The organism is Burkholderia sp. HI2714 (genome assembly GCF_002223085.1).
GTDB lineage: Bacteria > Pseudomonadota > Gammaproteobacteria > Burkholderiales > Burkholderiaceae > Burkholderia > Burkholderia lata_D.
This window is the reverse complement of sequence record NZ_NKFM01000032.1, coordinates 153,337-171,640: the sequence shown is the minus strand read 5'-3', so window position 1 is coordinate 171,640 and position 18,304 is coordinate 153,337. Positions and strand designations below refer to the sequence as shown.

The following is an 18,304-nucleotide window of genomic DNA, read 5'->3' as shown; positions in this document are numbered from 1 at the left end:
GCTACCTCGTCTGGCTGTTCACGAAGCTGCCTCTCGCTGCAACCGCCGACGACTACGCGGCCCTCATGCCATGGAGCATGCCTGCCACTCCCAACCTCTGATGGGTGTCGTTAAAAGACCGCATACGGTTCAGGAGGGTGGGAATTGGCTGTCCTAGGCCGCCTGCTCTTGCTGTTCCAGAAAGCGCTTGCGGAATTCCATCGGGCGCGAGATGCCAGGGATCGGTGCCTGAGGGTTACCAGCCCCGGCCATCACGATCGATCCGAAGTCGAAGATTCGCCCCAGAATACCCTGGTGGATCTGGATGCTTTCGACTTTGCGGATGCCGATTTCAACAGTGCTGCGTCGGATAAACCCGAACTTCGCGACAATTCGCTTGTTCGTGACTGCCAGTTCCGTGGATTTGTACCGGATGAATACGTCCAGCCACAGGAGCAGGCCGATACCGAACAACGGGAGGAGTAGCAGGCCGAGAATGATTTTGGGAGCAAGGTGCCAAAGGCTCAGTTGCCCCTGGTAGACGACCTGCTCTTCGGACATGAGATTTTTTTGTACGTAATTCGCCACGATATCCCCGGGTGGTGTGTTTTCGGCAGAGGTGCCAGTTCTCTGAGTTATCGGCACATGCAGTCTTAACTTTACCCGATCGGGACGGGCGAATTGGCAGTTTGAGTGGCCTTCACGGTCGCCGACCTGTTGCGGTCAGCCCTTCCTATGTCGCGTCTCCCGCTCATCGAGCGCCTGAACGACCTTGCCGGCCACGGTGTCGGCGAAGAGGTCCATCGTTCGGTCGTCGACTGGCGGCACTCCCTTCACATCCCGTTCAAGGCTTTCTTCGAGCCTTCTCACGACCTCCGCATTCAGCGATCTGCCGTTCTCCTCCGCGAGCGCCGTCAGCCGGTCTTTCAATTCGACAGGCAGGCGCAGCTTCATTTGTGGATCTTCACGTGTCATGTCGTGATTATGATGGACCACGGTGGTGTTGACAATGAACCACGGTGGTGTATATCATGAGGTCACCGTGATCCCCAGTGTTGCCATCCACAGCGATGAGGAGATAGCTATGCGCGCCCAAGCATCGATGCAGCAAAGTTCCGTGCCCGTTCGCGTTGGTCAACTTGCGATTCTGTCGACTCGCCACGAGACGCGAATCATCCGCGTCCTATCGCGCGCTGCGGACATCTGCCTCGACTGGAAGGTCGAAATACTGGGCAGTCCACTCTGGTGCGTCGATGCGCGTACCAACCTGCCGGCGCTCACGAATCTTGCCTTGGTGAAGGACGGTCAGTTGTTTTCGCTCGAGACGGATGACATGGAGTTGTCACTGATCGAAGAGCAGGATGGTTGACGGAGTACCCCCAGTCGACGGCATTTTTAGTGCCTAATGATTAGGACAACATGATGATTAAAAATGAATCAACTGATCGCGAGGATTCGTCCCGCCTCGTCGAACGAATCGTCCAAGACGCTTTGCGTAACGCCTCGATTGCGTGCACCGATGCAGATGCGTTGGATATCGCTGGCGACGCACTGTGCCGCCTCGTCGAAATTGCCCGAGAGGAGGTGCGCCATGGATAGCCGCAAGAGCACGTCCCAATTGGGCCGCGGAACTCAAATTGTCAATTTGGTGGACTTCCGAAGAAATTCTCCAGCCGCTCGCACACTGTCGGAAGAGGACGCCCGACGCGAGCTTAAGCAGACAATCCTGTCCCTGTCGAATCATGTGCTTTCCTGTGCCGAGTTAGTCGCCAAATGCGGCGAGCTGTTCGAGGTGCTTGACGACGTGGGGGCGCATCATGGCTAAGACATCGTTTCCGATATCGATTGCCGGGTCTGACGGGCTCCTGCTTGTAGGGGCTGATGCACCGATAGCCGATTCCTTGGAGGAAGCGTCGAACACCTTGGAGGCAGCGCTCACCATCATTACTGCTGTCGCTAACGGCATGGAGGCGATTCCGGAGGCGCAATCGACACTTTATGGCGCCCTCACGTTGATCGGAATCAGCAAAGGTCTTGCCGATGCAGCACTCGTCAAGTACGGCTTGGCGAAGGACACGGAGGTGAACCATGTCTGACATTCGCACGCTTAAGACTCTCGCTGAAGAGCCTCTCGATAGGAATGCGATGACTGGATATTTTTCGGTCACGGCTGGTATGCCGGTTCTTGAAGCCCTGGAGGCTTCGTCATGCCATCTCAGCGTCGTGCTGGACGTGCTTCGAGACGCTGCATCCAATAGCACTGAATGTTCGAGCCAAATGTATGCCGCTATCGCAGTCGCAGCGATGGCCAAGGGACTACTCGATTCTGCTGTCTCAGCTATCCAGGCCGACGGTCGGGAGGCGGATCATGAATGAAAACACAACCCTTCCGCGATGTCCTGCTGATGCGTTGCATGCCGCGAGCAACGCGCTTTTGCACGCTGAGCAACTGCTAACAATTGTGCGGGACTTCATTCGGACAGAGCCGACCGACAACGGCCACGTTCTGGCGTTAGTGGCGTCCGCGATCAGCTATTTGCACGCGCAAGGAGTTGAGGCTGGCGAGACGGCGGACGACCTGTTGGCGCAGTCGATGTGATCTGCGTTTGTGATGGTGCGCTCTGACGATATATTTTGTCGCGCCGCAAGAGCGCAGGGGCAACGAAGATGCAAGAAGAACAATTTCTGATCCGTGACCGATGCTACGGCGTTTGGCATCGGCCGCGATCGATTGGCCGCTACCTTGAGCGCCGCAAAGCGCAATCGTTGACGATGGCCGATCTTGATAGCGTGCTGTTCGTCGAGTACGGATATGGGAACAAGGTTCCGTTGGCCCTTGTCGAGGTTGCCCGGGACATTGGTCAGGAGAAACCCACGGGCGTGATACGAGAACTGGCAAAGATGGCGAACCTGCCGGCATTCGTTGCGCTCTACACACCCGCGCAACAGGCGAATCCCACCAGTCCCGCGTGGCATGACATCGACGGTTTCCGCGTTCGACGTGTGTGGCCGAGACCGGAGGCGTCGTGGAGGTCGCTGACGCCGGGGCAGTGGGCAAACGCGCTGCTACAGATTCGGGACTGGCAACTGCGCAAGTATGTGTCGCGCGCCGCCGAAAACGATGCCCGCTTCTGACATCTAGTTTCGGTTGTCGCGGCACGACAACAACACGTTTTTCCTATCCTAGCGGCGCACCACTTTGCGATATCTCACGTAGACCGAATGCCGTCGCGACAGTATGCGTGCGTCACTCTGTAGACGTGACCGCCATTCTTCAGCGCAGGACAGGAGCCGCCGAAAAGTTGTTGCCAAGCCGTACGAGCCCCGCTAATCTTCCTTCATACCTAGCCCGGGTTAAGGGCATCGACTGCAAGACCTAGCTGTTGAAGAGCCATATGTGACGCCTGCTTTGCGGGCACGGTGACTAGATCACCGAATGAACTGAGTCGGGCCCACGCCCAAAATCCGTCCGTCGGTTCCTGATGGACTTGTGACTGCTTCGCCGGTAGGTGAAGCCCTCCATCGCCTTTTGCTTCCCGCAAAAGGCGCGATGTGCAATCCCCGTATGCCGCTCCCGCGGCAATCAATCCGTGACGTGCGCCCCCAGCGCTAACGCCATGTCTTGCTGCGTCCGTTTCAATCGCCCTCATGACGATTGGCGGCGCGCTCGGCCTCGGCGTCTGAAATCTCGTGTCGACTCGCTCGGCACACATCAATTCGCGCGGTCGGGGCATTGGCGCCCCCGATCGGTCGCAAAGCCAAAACACGGATCAAACGGGGGAAGCGTCTTCCCGTCACGCGTCGAACCTCATCGGGTTCATGCGTGCCGGGCTGCGCCAGCTGGCTGGCGTAGAACGCTCCCAATCTCACCAGGCCGAGGCTCGTGCCCCCGTTTGTTGTCTCCCAGCTGCGTTTGCGCGGCTCCGCCCAGCGGACAGGGAGGCAACTGGGGTCGAGCCTCACGTCATGGATGCGGGGTACGCATGTCGCACAAATCTCTCACGGCCGACCTGTGCCGTGCTGCGCGCGGGGCGCGTGGCAAACAGGCAAACTCGACCTCGAAAGGTCGCGAGAAGTCGCTCGCGCGTTTCGCGCGGTTTCTGTGGGATATGGGCTTTCAGGTCCACACGACCGGTCAGCTCAAAGAGAAGCATCTGATCGCCTGGTCGAACGACATGACAGGCCGAGGGCGCTCGAAGCGGACTGCCGTCAACAACATGACGCACATCCGAACGGCGCTCGAAGGGATCGGCCGCCGGCCGTTTGCCGACAAGATGAGCAATGTGGCGCTCGGTCTGTCGGGAGCAAGCCGGGCCGGCACGAAGCGACCGATGATGCGCGACGAGCTGGAACCGTATCGTGCCGCTGTTGCTGCGATCGATCCTGGCATCGCGGTTGTGCTTGAGATGCAGCTCGAGCTTGGGTTGCGTGCCCGGGAGGCGGTTCAAAGTATCAAGTCGCTGACTGAATGGCGGCGCGCTCTTTCGAGCCCGATCGGGGATGGCTTCGTGACCATCATCCACGGGACGAAAGGAGGCAAGACGCGACGGAGCCCGCCATTGGATCGGCAGCGCGCTGCCGAGCTGGTGGAGCGTGCGATTGGACTGTCGAACGAGTACGGCGGGAAGCTGGTCCGCAAGCCGGATCTGAAGCGCGCGATGGAGCGTTACCACTACGTCGTGCGCAAGGTCGGTATGACCGATGAGTGCGCGCCGCATAGCCTCCGGTACGCATACGCGACCGAGCACCTGGAGCGGCAGAAGGCTGCCGGCGTATCACGCCGAGAAGCGGCCGCCGGTGTGTCAACGTGGCTCGGCCACGGGGACGGCCGCGGCACGTGGGTGGAGCGGGTCTATGGGCGCGAGGCGTTGGCCGAATCGGAGGCGAAGTATGCATAAGCACGTCGACACGCTGCCGGAGGTTGGTCACTCGCGCTGGAGACAAATCGCGCCGTTTGTGGGTGTGTGCCGGGAGACGTGGCGAAAGCTCTGTTTGGCTGGGCGGGCGCCTCAGCCGATTCAACTATCTCCGCGGTGCACGGTGTGGAAGAACACTGAGATTCATCGTTACCTCTCCAACCCCTTGCAATATCGGGATGAGTAAGTCTGCCTATGGTGCAGTTCGGGGCTGCACTTCTCAAGTTAAGTGGCTAACGACCGATATGACGTATCAAGGAGGTGCGACGTTGTGGACATGGCAGATCTTGTCAATGCATACGGCATCGGTTCGGTCATAGGAGCCGTTGTTGTGGTGGTTTGTGCGAAGGGAGCAAAACCGTATAGTTTCACGACCCTCTTGGCAGGTGCAGGGTTGATCATTGTTGCGGCAACAACGGCATCAACGTTTTCAAGTCTCGAAATGATTGCGAAGTCGCTTCATTTGCAGCACCGGTTGAGTGATGGAGCGTTAGAGGAAAGTCTTCGCATCAACGGTTTGTGGGTGCTTATATGCCCCGCTCTTGTGGGAGCGATGGGTATAAATCTTTTGACTACATGGTTTCAGGCCAGCAAACCAACGGTCGATAGGGACTCGATTGAGGCGACTGTTCCGATGCGCACCGCGGAGCAACGCACCGCGAATTTCGCCAGTAATGTTCAACGCGAACAAGGATCGTCTCGACCCATGCGGCGAGTGCGGAGAAATGAGAGGGCGACGCTTGTACGGAGACGCTGAGAGACTTGGTATTCACATATCACGTTACTGAGATCGCTTTCCTCCGACTCTGCTTAGACCAAGTTGGCCAAGATGTTGTTGTCGAAGTAGACGTTCATGGCGCAACTCATCAAGGGCGACAGGGCAAATGGTAGGACATATTTCCTTCATGACAGCGTGATCTCTGGGTGTAAGGGCTACGAGAGCCTCCAATGCTCGCCTGCGTGGTCGGTGCATTGTGGCATGCGTTACTTTTCCTTTTAAAATTAGGAGTTTAGAGCTAAACTCCCAACATGCCGAAAAACGACCAACGTCCAATTCTTGAGTCTTTTACAGCTGCGCAGGCCGCGCGGCTCGGCGGGTTGTCGCTGGACATGGTCAACTACTTGTCGCGATATGGGATCGTTGTTGCGAGCGGCAATCACCGCCGCGGGCGAGGTTGCCAGCGAAAGTACCTATACGTCGACGTGTTGCTCCTCAAGATCGTGAGCAGTCTGTTGGAGAGAGGTGTCTCGGTCCTTCGCTTGAGGCGAGCAATGGCTGCGATTTTGAGGCGGCGCGACAAGGGCGATATCTTGTCGGCACGCTACTTGGTGACGGATGGACGTGCGATGTACTTTCGCGATGGTGATGTACTGGAGGTCCTAGAGTCTGGACAACTAGCCTTCGCCTTCGTCATGGATCTGTCGGGGGCCCGCAAGGAGTTGGATCGTGAGATTCGTCGCGAGTCCCGCGTCGCATGAAAATCGTGATAGCTGCGTCGGGTGCTATGATGCGCCGCTCAACCGGGATGATGTGAACTACGTGAACGACATACGCGTCCGTGTGACTCCTGAATTGGTTCGTGCCCGCTTTGGGCAGGATGCCGAACGTTATCTCGCCAATAAGGGGCGTGGCGGCGAAAATAACTTCAAAGGTGGCCGATACGAGCAATTTTTTGCGGCGCATCGCATTGCTCAATTGGCGGTTGCTTTTGTTAGCGACGGCGCAGATGCTTTGGTTGAGGCCCAAGCCTATGGATTTGTCGACGACCTCGTCGTGACGACATCTGGCGACGGAGCATATAGCGCCTATCAGCTTAAGAATTCTGGCAACGTCAGTTGGACGACTGGAGAACATCCAATCGCTGACGACTTCAGAAATCAGTACTCGATCACTCGAGATTTCGGTTACGCAAGCATCAGGCTGAAGCTTGTGTGTTCGGACGAGGCTTGTTGCGGAAGGCTGGAGCGCGACGTGCCGGCCGACATCAGTGAGTATTCGGCTGCTGAGCACTTTCCGTACGCAGCGGCTACCCACGAAATCTTGATGAGCAACGCTCGGCTTAGAGATGATTTTGCGAGCTTGCACATCAACGAGCGTGGAGGGGCGCTGGAGAGTGATGAGGTCGCGAGCTTGCTTATTGGGGCTTGGGCAAGCTTGCCACCTGAAGCCAAAGTAAGCGACGTCTACGCAAAGGTCCGGCGACTCTCTCCAACGATCATTCGACCAGCACGTTCGGATGCTGATGCGCTGGCAATGTTGCTCCCCGCATGTAAGGCAATACTTGACGCTGTGCAGCACTTTTCATACAACATTCGTCGAGGTGTGTTTCGATGGAGCGAAGAGTTCGGATTGTCCGGGCAATTGTCATACGATTGCTTTGATGACCGTTTCCGAGCGTTTCAGGACCGGATTTTGGACGCGCATCCCGCGACCCTTGACGACTTGCTGGAGTTGTTGCGATGAAAGCATACGGTCGCACTACCACTGACTACTCCTCGCGCAACACGGACACGCTCCTGGCGGCGCTTGCTAGTGAGCGGACGGATGTCGAGCACTACCGTGAGACCATGAAATCACTTGGTGGTGAACTGGCGCGCGCGATTGTGCCGAAGGTTAAGGGGCCGGATGCTGGCTCCACGATTTGTATCGCTTGCACCGTAGAGGATGCTGACTATTTGGCGCAAGGTCTGATAGATGGGCTCGTCGCACGTGGAGTCGGTGCGGATAAATTGCGCCTCTTCTGTTTCTGGAATGAGCGACTGACACGTTTCGACGATGAGCAGTCGGGATCGTTTGATATCGCTCCCATTGTGAAGCAGTACGAGGAGCCGGTTGATCTTGGCAAGGCGGTATTGGTCGTCATTAAGTCGATCATCTCAGGTGCTTGCGTGGTCAAGACCAACTTATCGCGGTTGATCGATAGGGCAGAACCCGAAAAGATCTTTGTAGCCGCTCCAGTTATGCACGTGGAGGCGAAGAAGCGTCTGGAAGAACAATTCCCTCCCAGTGTTTCTGAGCGCTTTGATTTCGTAACGTTTGCGATTGACCGTGTACGAAGCGCAGACCGGCACACAGTGGTTCCCGGCATTGGCGGTTCGGTATACGAGCGATTGGGGTTTGAAGATCGACTCGGTGCATTGCCATCTTTGGTTCTGTCCCGTCGCAAGGAGCGTCAGCGCGCCGCCTAGTGATTGGGCACAGACGTTTTAAGGTACACACTAAGGTACACAAAGGCCTCGCCTATTTGGCGGGGCCTTGTTGTATATGGTGTTTGGGGAGTTTTCTAGGTTTTGTATCGAAATGATCCTAGGGTCGTTGACCTCGTGGGGTGCTGCTTCATCCGCCTGCATCGTATCGGCACGCCTCGTCATACCTCTGTACAGTCCAGAATCGGGTAGCTGAATGGGGCACTGTTTGCCTAAACGCCCTATTTGGACAGTTTGGGGTCGACAACTCGACGCAAGCCTCTCGTGACGGCTCTGTCACGAAGCTGACTATTTCGCAGCATGTTGTTCGCGTGGATGTTTGGAGCTCCATGTTCGGACAATGTTTGGACCGATGTCGTGCTCCATGGTTGGCGCGATTGCCAGGCCTGTATCCGCTCGCGCTTCCCATTCTCGTGCTATTTCCTCGTCCGTCTCGCGTGCGATCGACTACCGCCGGCGCAACAACCCCTCGTGTTGCCCGTTCACCACGGGTCCATGCTTATGGCAAGCCGTCTGCTCGTCGGTCTCCAGATCTGGTTCGCAATCGAGCAGGCCGAGTGGAACCCGCGCCGCACCGTGTCTCGTTGCGCCACGGCCAACTGTGCGAAGGGATGCAAGCGCTCGCCACGCAGCTCAAGTAGCCGACTCGAAGGTAATGGGGTAGCGATCTCAGCGGGCAGCGTATTTCGTTGACAGGTAGACCTTAAGGGTCTAAATTGACTCGCGTTGGGTAACGCTCCGCGTAGCCCGCTACCTCCGAAAGGAACGACATTATGAATAGCATCGTATTCGCGGGAATTCCGCGCGACCACGCTTATGGCCCTCAAATATTTCCCGCCGACGCCGGAAGACCTGCGTGCGCTGAAAGTGCGCCTTGGATTCACCGGCGAGCAGATGGCTCAGATGTTCGGATTGGCTGGCAACAGTCAGTGGCGAAAGTACACGGGGGGAGTCGAGCCGAGACCGATGTCGTTGCCGATGCTGTTCCTAGCGCTAGCGCTGCAGGATCGTTCCGCGACTGTCGACCAAGTGCTCGAGAAGTGTCGGAAGGTCGGCGCAACGATCGAGCTGGACGACGAGTAACCGCCGACGGCGTGCTTGCTGCTACCTTTCCGAATACTCTTCCCAAATCTGCCGATCCGATCGCTCTCGTACCGAGTGCCTGGCGTAACGCCCGGGCGTCGAAGCCCGCGATTACTGTCACATCGGAGCTATTCGAACTTGCCGGTATCCGTGCGACAGAACATTGGCTGAATGTTCGCCCGACGGCGCGCCCGAGCCGGTGGTATCGGTTGATGTTCGAAGACCTCGTCGCTGGCTTCGGTCATATCCCGTTCCGCGCTGATGGCTGCGCAGCGTTCAAACGCAGCATCGAGGCCGCAACTTGCACTGACTGTAAAGCCTCAGAGGTGTGCGCAATCTCCGCCGCCGAAATCATTCTTCGCTGTTTGCTGGGTGCAGTGAAGGCACATGCGCTTCTCATGATCGCTGAGATCGGGCCTCGGATGGGTCAGGCGGCGCGTTGCGTGCAAAATGCGGAGGCGCATCATGGCTCAAAATGATGACGCAACTTTATCTATCGAGGAGGCGCGCCGCGAACTGCTGCAGGCATCGCGTCAACTGAGCGTTCTGTTGCTCGATTTGTCGATGGATCCCGAACGGGTGTTTGAACACTTTGCCGTACGTCGTGACGCCTTCTTCGAACTGTTGTCGGATCTGAGCGTCAAGGTCAATACGCGTCTGGAGGAAATGCTTCGTGAGTGAAAGCATGTGTCTTTCCGTTGAGAAGCAGCTTGATGCCGTGCAAGGCGAAGCGGGAGGCCTAGCGGGGGAGCGTTGTCGATGTCAACGTCACTTGGCCCGAACATCTTTCGAAGATCGGGATCATCAACAGAATATTCGCTGCGATATTCGGCGTGCTTGGCGGCCAGAACATGGGTCCTATGGCCAATTTCCGTGCATCGGCGGCAGCGACCCGCGCGCGAGCGCCCGTATTTCCAGATAGACATAGCCGAACTGCTGGGCGAGTCGTATCGATTCGATGCCCGACGCGATCTGATCGAAGACGCGGAAAAGGGGGCGATCCTCGAGCGTCTCCACGATGAAAGGCGCGCTGCGTTACAGGTATCCCCAATGCATACCGAACCGGACCACATCGGCTCGATCCCGCGAATGTCCGGATCGCCGCTTCGGACCCTGCGCCTGCATCAATCCCAATGACGATGATGGTGGTAATACCCATCCCCGTAATACCCGCCGCCGTCAGGCACCACAATACAGCCGCTCAACAACACGGCGACGCCGGCAATCAGCAAAAGGGCCTTCTTCATCGCGTTCACCTGCTCGGATTCAATATGAAACCCAGCATAGCGAGCGGTCCCGGCTCCGACTGTAAGCGATCGTATCCCGGCGCCGCAATCCGTAACGGCGGATTATTCCGGTCACAATGACCGTAACAAATAGCCAAACAGCAGACGTTTTCAGGCGGTGACGACCCTGTTTCGCCCCGTATCCTTCGCACGATACAGCGCGGCATCGGCGGCTTCGATCAATGCATCGGGCGTCGACAGATCGTCGGCCGACACGGTCGCGCAGCCGACGCTCACGCTCACGCGTCCGGCGGGTGCGGTCGGCATCGCGAGATCGAGCCGCAGCACCGCTTCGCGCGCTTCCTCGGCGACCAGCCGCGCACCGCGCGCCCCCGTGTTCGGCAGCACGATCGCGAACTCCTCGCCACCGTAACGCGCGACCATGTCCGCGGGCCGCCGCACCGCGCCGGCGAGCGCATTCGCGACCGCGATCAGGCAAGCATCGCCCTTCACGTGGCCGAACGCATCGTTGTACGCCTTGAAGCGGTCGACGTCGACCATCAGCAGCGACAGCGGTTCGCCTTGCCGTCGCGCCTGCAGGAACAGCGTGTGGAAATGATCGTTGAAGTGCATGCGGTTGAATGCGCCCGTCAGGCCGTCGCGCGCGGACGAACGGATCAGCGTCGCGTGCGCCTCGAACAACCGCTGGTACAGCATCGTCACTTCCCACGCGAGCACGCACACGAGCACGCCCGGCGTGAACATGCTGAACACGCGCGCGAGGTACCAGCCGACCGTGAAGCGATGGGTGCTCATCAGGTTCAGCGTCGTGTCGGTGAGGCAGGCGAGCACCGCGATCGCGAGCCACAGATCGAGCGTCGTGCGCAGCCGGCCGGTGGCCAGCACGGCCACGAGCGCCAGCGCATTGAGCAACCACACGATCAGCGCGACGGCGTTGACGGGCAGCACGGCCGCGTCGCCCGGCGGATGAAACGCGGGCGGCAGCGACACGTTCAGCGCGAACAGGCACAGCACTCCGGCGACGACAGCCGGCCCGCCGATTAGCGCGAGTGTCCACCAGCGTGTCTGCTGCGCACTGATCGGTGCGCGTGCCAGCCGCTCGCGCGCGAGCAGCGCGACCATCACGAAACCCGGGAAGCCGGCATGCCAGAAGATCCACATCCACGCGGCGCTTTGCGGTTGCGCGCCGAACAGCCCCTGTGGTGCGAACACGCCGGGAAAGGTGAGCAGCTGCAATGCGACGGCGAGCGCGGTAAACGCGTAGGCGCCGCCGAGCGCGCCGAGCACCGGCTGGCGCGTCACGGTGAACTGCGCGCCGAGAAAGAACGCCGCGATGCTCGCCGTGGTGAACACGGTGAGCGCGCACATCGGCATGAACGGCTCGACGGCTGGCAGCTCAACGCTCGCGTGCGGCGCGGCGATCCCGAGCGCGAGCACGATGACGAGCGCCGTCAGGGCGCCGAACCAGAGCTGACGGCGTGTCGTGTGCTGGATCAGGATGCCTTCCATGGTGTTCCCCGGGCACGTAGGCGGAAACGCCCGGGTCTTGCGCCGGGCGACAGGCAACCGGCCGCCGCGCGACCGGTGCGGCCTGATCCTATCGCGTTATGGGTGCGCGCTCAAACCCCGAGGCCGGGACCGAAGTTGCCGGCGACCCATTGCGTGACGGCGTTCACGTCCGCGTAGTCCTGTTCGGGCAGGCCGTCGAGCATCGACAGCACTTCGTTGCTGGCGCCGGCGTCGCGCGCGGCATCGACGATCGCATCCTTGTTGGCCGGGTAGCGGACGGCCGCGAGGACGTCGGCGATCTGCAGGTCGATCGTTTCGCTGGGAATGTCGTGCGGAGGCTGGGCGGGCTGGTCGTTCACGGCGGCGTCTCGCGGGGTGAGCGGATCAAGGGGGAATCGGATCGCGGCGAAGTTCGGGTGCTTGACAGGGCGCGTCACGCGTTCACATGCCAGGGTGGCCGGGCCGGCACGCCCCGCGGATGAACGGCAATCGACTCAATGCTCGCGTCGCACGCGGCGCCACGGATGCTTCCAGTCGATGTGCGGTGCGTTTTCGTCGCGCGGATGCTGGCGCCGATGTTCCTGCCAAAGTTCGTCGGAAAACAGCGCCGCGACGATCACGAGCGGCAGCACGAGGAATATTCCGAGTATGACTTGCTCGAACACGATAGCCTCCTTGCGGTGGCAGGAACCCTTGCTCCCATTCTAGGCTCTGAACTTCGCCCGCGTTCAATTTCTTACAGTGCGAAACAGGCCGGATGCGGCCTTGCCGCACGTGCGCCGGCATCAAAAAAGGACATGAACATGCAACTCCAGAACGATACCAACACGCTCGCGCTGCGGCCGCTGGAGCGCCAGGACCTGCGCTTCGTCCACGAGCTGAACAACGACGCCAAGATCATGCGCTACTGGTTCGAGGAGCCGTACGAAACCTTCTCGGAACTGTCACAACTGTACGACCGCCACGTGCACGATCAGCGCGAGCGCCGTTTCGTCGCGGTCGACGCGCAAGGCGAACTGGTCGGCCTCGTCGAGCTGATCGAGCTCGACTACATCCATCGCCGCGGCGAGTTCCAGATCATCATCGCGCCGCAACGCCAGAGGCGCGGCTACGCGGGCCAGGCGACGCGTCTTGCGATCGAGTACGCGTTCAAGGTGCTGAACATGCGCAAGCTGTATCTGATCGTCGATACGTCGAATGCGGCGGCGATTCACGTGTACGAGAAATGCGGATTCCAGCACGAGGCCGAATTGAAGGAAGAATTTTTCGGAAACGGCGCGTATCACAACGCCTATCGCATGTGCATTTTTCAGCGCGATTATTTCGAGCGCCAGTAAGCCACCCTGAATAAAGCAGGGTAAACACGCTGGCGAATGGCGCCTGCGACGGGGCTTTCGCGGGCGCCGAATACATGCGGCGTAGTACGGATAAATACGGATGCGCTTATACCTGGCATTTTTCTTGTATCGGGTAAATGCGATGCCGCGTTGCGGTAAAGTCGAATCGTTTCGGATGACTTTATGTGCGGCGCATCAAAATGATCTGGATATCGAAATGGATTATCCAAACCGTTCAATCGCCGCGTTGTAACTTTGATGAAAGTCTTGCTGAGTAACGCTTTCCGCCCGGCGGCGCGAGCCCGTTCGTCGGGTGGTGCGCGTCGTCGTGCCTGTGCGGGATGTGAAAAACAGGCTGCGCATGGGGTGCGACAATCCGCCGCTATTGCGGTCGCACAACAAATGTGCTTGCTATCGCTTGCCGGTCTTCTAAAGTGAAAAACGCGGGTTCACGATCACCTTTAAACACATAGCTAACCCAAGCCTGGTGCCCGCAAGCCTGGAGACAGAACATGATGAAACGTACCGGTATCCTTTTTGCCCTCGTCGGCGCATTTTGCGCGGTGTCGATTGCCCAAGCCGGCGGCGATTCGGCCGTCAAGCCGAAGCAGGAAATCCAGCTGACGAAGAACGCATGGGGCTGCCTGTCGAAAGACAATCTGGACTCCGTACTGAGTCACGAACGTGACGGCAAGTCGCAGGCGAAGCAGCAATACTTCGACGATTACCGGTGCCTGTCGGTGCCGGAAGGTCAGCGCTTCCGCGTGGTGTCGGTCGACCAGGGCGACGTGCAGTTCGTCAGCGCCGACAACAGCGACCAGCAGGGTCTCTGGACCGATTCGCGCTTCGTCAAGCAGTAACCGTCCATTCACCGCGACGTCACACGACGCGCGAGCGCGCCGGCCCGATGAGCCGGCGGCGCGAACCGAACACGGCCCGGCACATGCCGGGCCGTTGCGCTGTGGGTGGCGCATGACACGCGCCGGACGGCCCGCATTCGGTATCATCACGGCCCGACCGAACCGAATGCCCGCCCGGGCCGACTCCGCATGGCGCTGAAATCCACGATCTACAAAGCCGAACTGCAAATCGCCGACATGGATCGGCATTACTACGCCGATCACGCGCTGACGGTGGCGCGCCATCCGTCCGAAACCGACGACCGGATGATGGTGCGTATTGTCGCGTTCGCGCTGTTCGCGCACGAGCGGCTCGAATTCTGCAAGGGGCTGTCGGACGTCGATGAGCCCGACCTGTGGCAGAAGGACCTGACGGGCGCGATCGACGTCTGGATCGAAGCCGGTCAGCCCGACGAGCGGCGCATCTCGAAGGCGGCCGGCCGCGCCGGGCAGGTCACGGTGATCGCATATGGCGGCAAGACGTCGGATATCTGGTGGCAGGGCGTGCGCAGCAAGGTCGAGCGGCTGCGCAACGTGCAGGTGCTGTCGCTCAACGACGGTGTCGCGGCCGCGCTCGGGAAACTCGCGGAGCGCACGATGCGCCTGCAATGCACGGTGCAGGACGGCGCCGCGTGGATCTCGAGCGCCGACCACGATCCGGTGGCGGTCGAGTGGACGGTGCTGAAGGCGCGCGCGGACGCGTGACGGCCCGCGTGCCGCCCGCGTTCAGCCGATCGCGGCCGGCGGCCCCTTGAATTCGAGCATGTTGCCTTCCGGGTCGAACAGGTAGATCGACGGCCCGTAGCCGCCGGCGCCGTAGCGTTCCGCGGGCGCGCCCGGCCGTGCGCCATGCGCGGCGAAATGGGCGGTCAAGGCGTCGGGATCGAACGGCTCGACGCGTAGGCACAGGTGATCGAGATTGCGTCCCGTGCCGGGCGGGCCGCTGTCGGGACGGTCGATCGGGCCGCCGACCGACAGCAGGTCGATCAGCGCGTCGCCGGCGCGCAACTGCACGAGGCCCAGATCGGGCTGTTCCTTCTCCACATGGCAGCCGACGGCGTCGCAGTAAAAGCGCGTCATCGCGGCCATGTCGGTCACGCGCAGCACGACGTGATCGATCGCGCGGATGGTCGGTTTCATGGGCAAGGCTCTCCTTCGCAGTCCACGAGCATCGAGTGTAGACGCATCGCGCCTGCGCCGCCGGCCGGAACGCGGCACAATCGACGGACGAAAAAAAGCCCGTTCACGCAGAGCGGAACGGGCTTAATCCATATCAGGAGGAGACATGGAGGAGACAGTTCCAACTATACACACGGCGATGGTGCGACGCAATATTCCGAATGCAAAAAAACGTCAGGACGGCGATTTGTCGCATCCGCAGTGCAACACAATGGTGACGGGACGATGACGAAAACCGCGCCGGAACAGCCGGCGCGCGCGTTTTGTCGGATTTATTTTCGGCTGATGCGCCCCGATTATCCGGGGCGAATCACAGAGCAAGATTCAGGGCGCGACGGCACGTGCCGATGTCTAGAGTAGGCACCATCTACACTAGAGAGTGCGAGGTTCAGATGAAAACCGCCTATCCGACCGATGATGCCCGCTGGGGCGCCGTCACCGAGCGCGATCCGCATGCGGACGGCGCGTTCTTCTACGCCGTGAGCACGACCGGTGTGTTCTGTCGCCCTACCTGCGCGTCGCGGTTGCCGCGTCGCGAAAACGTGTCCTTCTTCGCCGACACGGCCGCCGCGCGTGCGGCCGGCTTCCGGCCCTGCAAGCGTTGCCAGCCGGAAGGGCTGCCGCGCGAGCTCGAGATCGTCAACCGCGCGTGCGCGGTGCTCGACGCGCATGCCGAACGGCTCACGCTGCAGCAACTGAGCGATGCCGTGCACGTGAGCCCGTTTCACCTTCAGCGGCTCTTCAAGCGCGTGGTCGGCGTGTCGCCGCGGCAGTACCAGGCCGCGCAACGCGGCGCCGCGCTGCGGCAGGCGCTGCAAAGCGGCCAGCCGGTCACGCAGGCGGCCGTCGACGCGGGCTTCAACTCGCCGTCGCGGCTTTATGCGTCGGTGCCGCGCGAGCTCGGGATGGCGCCGTCGGCGTTCCGCCGGCAGGGCGCGGGTCTGCGGATCGACTATGCGACCGCATCGACGTCGCTCGGCACCGTGCTCGTCGCTGCAACCGAGCAGGGCATCTGCCGGATCGCGTTCGGTGACGAACCGGCAACGCTGGTCGGCGAACTGAGGGACGCGTTCGCGCGCGCCGAGCTGGTCGAAGCGTCGGCACGGCTCGAGCCGTTCGTCACGCAGATCCGCGCGTACCTGGACGGCACGCGGCACGCGTTCGACCTGCCGCTCGACATCGCGCCGACCGCATTCCAGCAGCGCGTGTGGGAGGCGCTGACGCATATTCCGTACGGTGAAACGCGCAGCTACTCGGAGATCGCCGAGGCGCTGGGTGCGCCGCGCGCGGTGCGCGCCGTCGCGTCCGCGTGTGCGTCGAATCCGGTCGCGCTCGCGATCCCGTGCCACCGCGTCGTACAGAAGGGCGGCGCGCTTTCCGGGTATCGTTGGGGCGTGCGCCGCAAGGCGACGCTGCTCGCGTCCGAAGCGCGTCATGTGCACGACGATCAAACCGAATTCGTTGCGGAGGGCAGCGCAGTTTGAGCATCGCAAAAACAACCATCACCTCCATCGTGAACGGCGGCCAGGTGCCGCCGTCCGCACAAATGGAACTGCGCTTCAATGCGCCTTACGACTGGGCGCGCGTGCTGCGCTTCTTCAGCGGGCGCGCGATTCCGGGTGTCGAGCAGGTCGCGGACGGCGTGTATCGCCGCATCGTCGACCTGCACGGCGATGCCGGCCGGCTCACGGTCGCGAAACATCCGCGCAAGCACTGCCTGGTCGCGACGGTCGAAGGCGCGGTCGCGCGTCATGTCGATGAGGCGTTCGCCGTGCGCGTCGCGACGATGTTCGACCTCGGCGCCGATCCGGCCGCGATCGGCGACGGGCTCGCGCGCGATCCGTGGTTTGCGCCGCTCGTCGAGGCCGCGCCGGGGCTGCGTGTGCCGGGCGCGTGGTCGGGGTTCGAGCTGGCCGTGCGCGCGATCGTCGGTCAGCAGGTGAGCGTGAAGGCCGCGACGACGATCGTCGGCCGGCTCGTCGAGCGAGCCGGCGAGCGCGTGGTTCAGGAAGACGACGGCGCGCCCGCATGGCGCTTCCCGACGCCCGATGCGCTGGCCGCCTGCGATCTCGACAAGATCGGGATGCCCGGCAAGAGGGTGGCGGCACTGACGGGCGTGGCGCGCGCGGTGGCGGCCGGCGACGTGCCGGTCGATCGCGAGCACGCGGACCTCGCGACGCTGCGCAGCGCGTGGCTCGATCTGCCCGGCATCGGCCCGTGGACTGTCGAATACATCGCGATGCGCGCATGGCGCGATCCGGACGCGTGGCCTGCCTCCGATCTCGTGCTGATGCAGTCGATCGCGGCGCGCGATCCGGCGCTCGACCGGCTCGCGACCCAGAAGCACCGCACCGAAGGCTGGCGGCCGTGGCGCGCGTACGCGGCGCTGCATTTGTGGAACGAAGTGGCCGACCGGGCGGGCGGCGCGCGCGGCGGGTGACCGCTGTGGCCTGCGGCCGGGTGCGACCTGGTGAGGCCGCGATGCAACCCGTTTGCGCAGGTGGTGCCGACATGCGCAGGCTAACCACCGGACACCGAACGCCGAACGCCGAACGCCGAACGCCGGACACCGGACACCGGACACCGGACACCGGCCGTAGCGGCAATTCCGCGCATCCGTCGTCGGCCAAATGCCGGGCGCGCGATGCCTCTTCACCCCGCTTTCCGCGATCGGTTCAGCGGCAGGGTTGCACCTGCCGCCACCCGTCCGCGCATCACGTTCCGTCCGACGAATTCGCGTAACCGGCGTGCCCGTTGCCGCCGCATGGAACCGGTCGCAGATACGGCGACCGCCGCGACCGGCCCGCCTGGCGGCCCGCTTCGGCCCGCGCACCGTGCCCGGCGCCACCTCAAGCGCGTGTTTCGGCGAGATGTTAAAGTGCCCGCTACCAACGAAGCGACCAACAATCCAGCCGGCCGCGTGCGGCGTTCTGCGCGCGGCCGTCACG

27 protein-coding genes are annotated in these 18,304 nt (G+C 61.3%); 19 read left to right on the top strand and 8 right to left on the bottom strand.

What is annotated here, in order from left to right:
* Window positions 1-153: 153 nt before the first annotated feature.
* Together CFB82_RS17730 and CFB82_RS17725 are read right to left on the bottom strand one after the other, a co-directional pair.
* A complete protein-coding gene (locus CFB82_RS17730) occupies window positions 154-540 on the bottom strand; it encodes a PH domain-containing protein (RefSeq protein ID WP_254602426.1) in 387 nt (128 codons plus the stop codon).
* A gap of 162 nt (window positions 541-702) precedes the next feature.
* Window positions 703-954: an Arc family DNA-binding protein gene (locus CFB82_RS17725; RefSeq protein WP_089484712.1), complete on the bottom strand. Its 252-nt coding sequence runs from the start codon at window positions 952-954 to the stop codon at window positions 703-705.
* A gap of 34 nt (window positions 955-988) precedes the next feature.
* On the opposite strand from CFB82_RS17725, the gene CFB82_RS17720 reads away from it, so the two are divergent.
* The 14 genes from CFB82_RS17720 to CFB82_RS42200 all read left to right on the top strand — a co-directional run bounded on the left by CFB82_RS17720 (window position 989) and on the right by CFB82_RS42200 (window position 9,866).
* The gene (locus tag CFB82_RS17720) at window positions 989-1,348 is read left to right on the top strand and encodes a hypothetical protein (RefSeq protein WP_143750922.1); all 360 of its coding nucleotides are present in this window, start codon (window positions 989-991) and stop codon (window positions 1,346-1,348) included.
* 63 nt (window positions 1,349-1,411) lie between these two features.
* Window positions 1,412-1,804, top strand: a complete 393-nt coding sequence (locus CFB82_RS43260; protein ID WP_179255412.1) for a hypothetical protein — start codon at window positions 1,412-1,414, stop codon at window positions 1,802-1,804.
* Window positions 1,797-2,075: a hypothetical protein gene (locus tag CFB82_RS17710; RefSeq protein ID WP_089484706.1), complete on the top strand. Its 279-nt coding sequence runs from the start codon at window positions 1,797-1,799 to the stop codon at window positions 2,073-2,075. Before CFB82_RS43260 ends, CFB82_RS17710 begins: the two co-directional genes overlap by 8 nt.
* Window positions 2,068-2,355 carry a DUF3077 domain-containing protein gene (locus tag CFB82_RS17705; protein WP_089484705.1) on the top strand — a complete coding sequence of 96 codons (288 nt, stop codon included), beginning with the start codon at window positions 2,068-2,070 and terminating at the stop codon, window positions 2,353-2,355. Before CFB82_RS17710 ends, CFB82_RS17705 begins: the two co-directional genes overlap by 8 nt.
* The gene (locus CFB82_RS17700) at window positions 2,348-2,578 is read left to right on the top strand and encodes a hypothetical protein (RefSeq protein WP_143750920.1); all 231 of its coding nucleotides are present in this window, start codon (window positions 2,348-2,350) and stop codon (window positions 2,576-2,578) included. Before CFB82_RS17705 ends, CFB82_RS17700 begins: the two co-directional genes overlap by 8 nt.
* Before the next feature lie 68 nt (window positions 2,579-2,646).
* The gene (locus tag CFB82_RS17695) at window positions 2,647-3,114 is read left to right on the top strand and encodes a hypothetical protein (protein ID WP_089484703.1); all 468 of its coding nucleotides are present in this window, start codon (window positions 2,647-2,649) and stop codon (window positions 3,112-3,114) included.
* An 848-nt stretch (window positions 3,115-3,962) separates the two neighbouring features.
* Complete coding sequence (locus tag CFB82_RS17690; protein WP_089484702.1) at window positions 3,963-4,877, top strand: integrase domain-containing protein; 915 nt, start codon at window positions 3,963-3,965, stop codon at window positions 4,875-4,877.
* Between the two features lie 295 nt (window positions 4,878-5,172).
* Window positions 5,173-5,652: a hypothetical protein gene (locus CFB82_RS42210; protein WP_143750919.1), complete on the top strand. Its 480-nt coding sequence runs from the start codon at window positions 5,173-5,175 to the stop codon at window positions 5,650-5,652.
* A 272-nt stretch (window positions 5,653-5,924) separates the two neighbouring features.
* Window positions 5,925-6,374 carry a hypothetical protein gene (locus tag CFB82_RS17680; RefSeq protein ID WP_089484700.1) on the top strand — a complete coding sequence of 150 codons (450 nt, stop codon included), beginning with the start codon at window positions 5,925-5,927 and terminating at the stop codon, window positions 6,372-6,374.
* Window positions 6,343-7,359 (top strand): hypothetical protein, encoded by a 1,017-nt coding sequence (locus CFB82_RS17675; protein ID WP_143750918.1) that lies wholly within the window; start codon window positions 6,343-6,345, stop codon window positions 7,357-7,359. Before CFB82_RS17680 ends, CFB82_RS17675 begins: the two co-directional genes overlap by 32 nt.
* The gene (locus CFB82_RS17670; RefSeq protein WP_089484698.1) at window positions 7,356-8,084 is read left to right on the top strand and encodes a hypothetical protein; all 729 of its coding nucleotides are present in this window, start codon (window positions 7,356-7,358) and stop codon (window positions 8,082-8,084) included. Before CFB82_RS17675 ends, CFB82_RS17670 begins: the two co-directional genes overlap by 4 nt.
* An 834-nt stretch (window positions 8,085-8,918) precedes the next feature.
* The gene (locus tag CFB82_RS17665; protein WP_069249180.1) at window positions 8,919-9,185 is read left to right on the top strand and encodes a hypothetical protein; all 267 of its coding nucleotides are present in this window, start codon (window positions 8,919-8,921) and stop codon (window positions 9,183-9,185) included.
* Window positions 9,186-9,196: 11 nt separating this feature from the next.
* The gene (locus CFB82_RS42205; RefSeq protein ID WP_143750917.1) at window positions 9,197-9,664 is read left to right on the top strand and encodes a hypothetical protein; all 468 of its coding nucleotides are present in this window, start codon (window positions 9,197-9,199) and stop codon (window positions 9,662-9,664) included.
* On the top strand, window positions 9,651-9,866 hold the full coding sequence (locus CFB82_RS42200; protein ID WP_143750916.1) for a hypothetical protein: 216 nt from the start codon (window positions 9,651-9,653) through the stop codon (window positions 9,864-9,866). The genes CFB82_RS42205 and CFB82_RS42200 overlap by 14 nt, the downstream gene beginning before the upstream one ends.
* A gap of 177 nt (window positions 9,867-10,043) precedes the next feature.
* Here the strand turns inward: CFB82_RS42200 and CFB82_RS43255 are convergent, their stop codons facing one another.
* The 5 genes from CFB82_RS43255 to CFB82_RS43250 all read right to left on the bottom strand — a co-directional run bounded on the left by CFB82_RS43255 (window position 10,044) and on the right by CFB82_RS43250 (window position 12,606).
* The gene (locus CFB82_RS43255; protein WP_156814530.1) at window positions 10,044-10,202 is read right to left on the bottom strand and encodes a hypothetical protein; all 159 of its coding nucleotides are present in this window, start codon (window positions 10,200-10,202) and stop codon (window positions 10,044-10,046) included.
* 107 nt (window positions 10,203-10,309) lie between these two features.
* A complete protein-coding gene (locus CFB82_RS44010; protein WP_256979112.1) occupies window positions 10,310-10,432 on the bottom strand; it encodes a hypothetical protein in 123 nt (40 codons plus the stop codon).
* A gap of 150 nt (window positions 10,433-10,582) precedes the next feature.
* Window positions 10,583-11,941, bottom strand: a complete 1,359-nt coding sequence (locus tag CFB82_RS17655) for a GGDEF domain-containing protein (RefSeq protein WP_089484697.1) — start codon at window positions 11,939-11,941, stop codon at window positions 10,583-10,585.
* A gap of 110 nt (window positions 11,942-12,051) precedes the next feature.
* Window positions 12,052-12,300 carry a DUF2795 domain-containing protein gene (locus tag CFB82_RS17650; RefSeq protein ID WP_046544145.1) on the bottom strand — a complete coding sequence of 83 codons (249 nt, stop codon included), beginning with the start codon at window positions 12,298-12,300 and terminating at the stop codon, window positions 12,052-12,054.
* A gap of 135 nt (window positions 12,301-12,435) precedes the next feature.
* The gene (locus CFB82_RS43250; protein WP_041492990.1) at window positions 12,436-12,606 is read right to left on the bottom strand and encodes a hypothetical protein; all 171 of its coding nucleotides are present in this window, start codon (window positions 12,604-12,606) and stop codon (window positions 12,436-12,438) included.
* 138 nt (window positions 12,607-12,744) lie between these two features.
* On the opposite strand from CFB82_RS43250, the gene speG reads away from it, so the two are divergent.
* The 3 genes from speG to CFB82_RS17635 all read left to right on the top strand — a co-directional run bounded on the left by speG (window position 12,745) and on the right by CFB82_RS17635 (window position 14,882).
* Entirely contained in the window at window positions 12,745-13,278 is a 534-nt protein-coding gene (speG, locus tag CFB82_RS17645; protein ID WP_069249398.1) for a spermidine N1-acetyltransferase, read from the top strand.
* Window positions 13,279-13,790: 512 nt separating this feature from the next.
* The gene (sap1, locus tag CFB82_RS17640) at window positions 13,791-14,138 is read left to right on the top strand and encodes a surface attachment protein Sap1 (RefSeq protein ID WP_011353606.1); all 348 of its coding nucleotides are present in this window, start codon (window positions 13,791-13,793) and stop codon (window positions 14,136-14,138) included.
* A gap of 189 nt (window positions 14,139-14,327) precedes the next feature.
* A complete protein-coding gene (locus tag CFB82_RS17635; RefSeq protein ID WP_039364653.1) occupies window positions 14,328-14,882 on the top strand; it encodes a YaeQ family protein in 555 nt (184 codons plus the stop codon).
* A 21-nt stretch (window positions 14,883-14,903) separates the two neighbouring features.
* Here CFB82_RS17635 and CFB82_RS17630 read toward each other — a convergent pair whose 3' ends face one another.
* Window positions 14,904-15,317, bottom strand: coding sequence for a VOC family protein (locus CFB82_RS17630; RefSeq protein ID WP_060206878.1), 414 nt, complete (start codon window positions 15,315-15,317; stop codon window positions 14,904-14,906).
* Window positions 15,318-15,748: 431 nt separating this feature from the next.
* Here CFB82_RS17630 and ada point away from each other — a divergent pair, with 431 nt between their 5' ends.
* A complete protein-coding gene (gene ada, locus CFB82_RS17620; RefSeq protein ID WP_089484696.1) occupies window positions 15,749-16,840 on the top strand; it encodes a bifunctional DNA-binding transcriptional regulator/O6-methylguanine-DNA methyltransferase Ada in 1,092 nt (363 codons plus the stop codon).
* Entirely contained in the window at window positions 16,837-17,796 is a 960-nt protein-coding gene (locus CFB82_RS17615) for a DNA-3-methyladenine glycosylase family protein (protein ID WP_069249174.1), read from the top strand. The genes ada and CFB82_RS17615 overlap by 4 nt, the downstream gene beginning before the upstream one ends.
* Window positions 17,797-18,304: the final 508 nt, after the last annotated feature.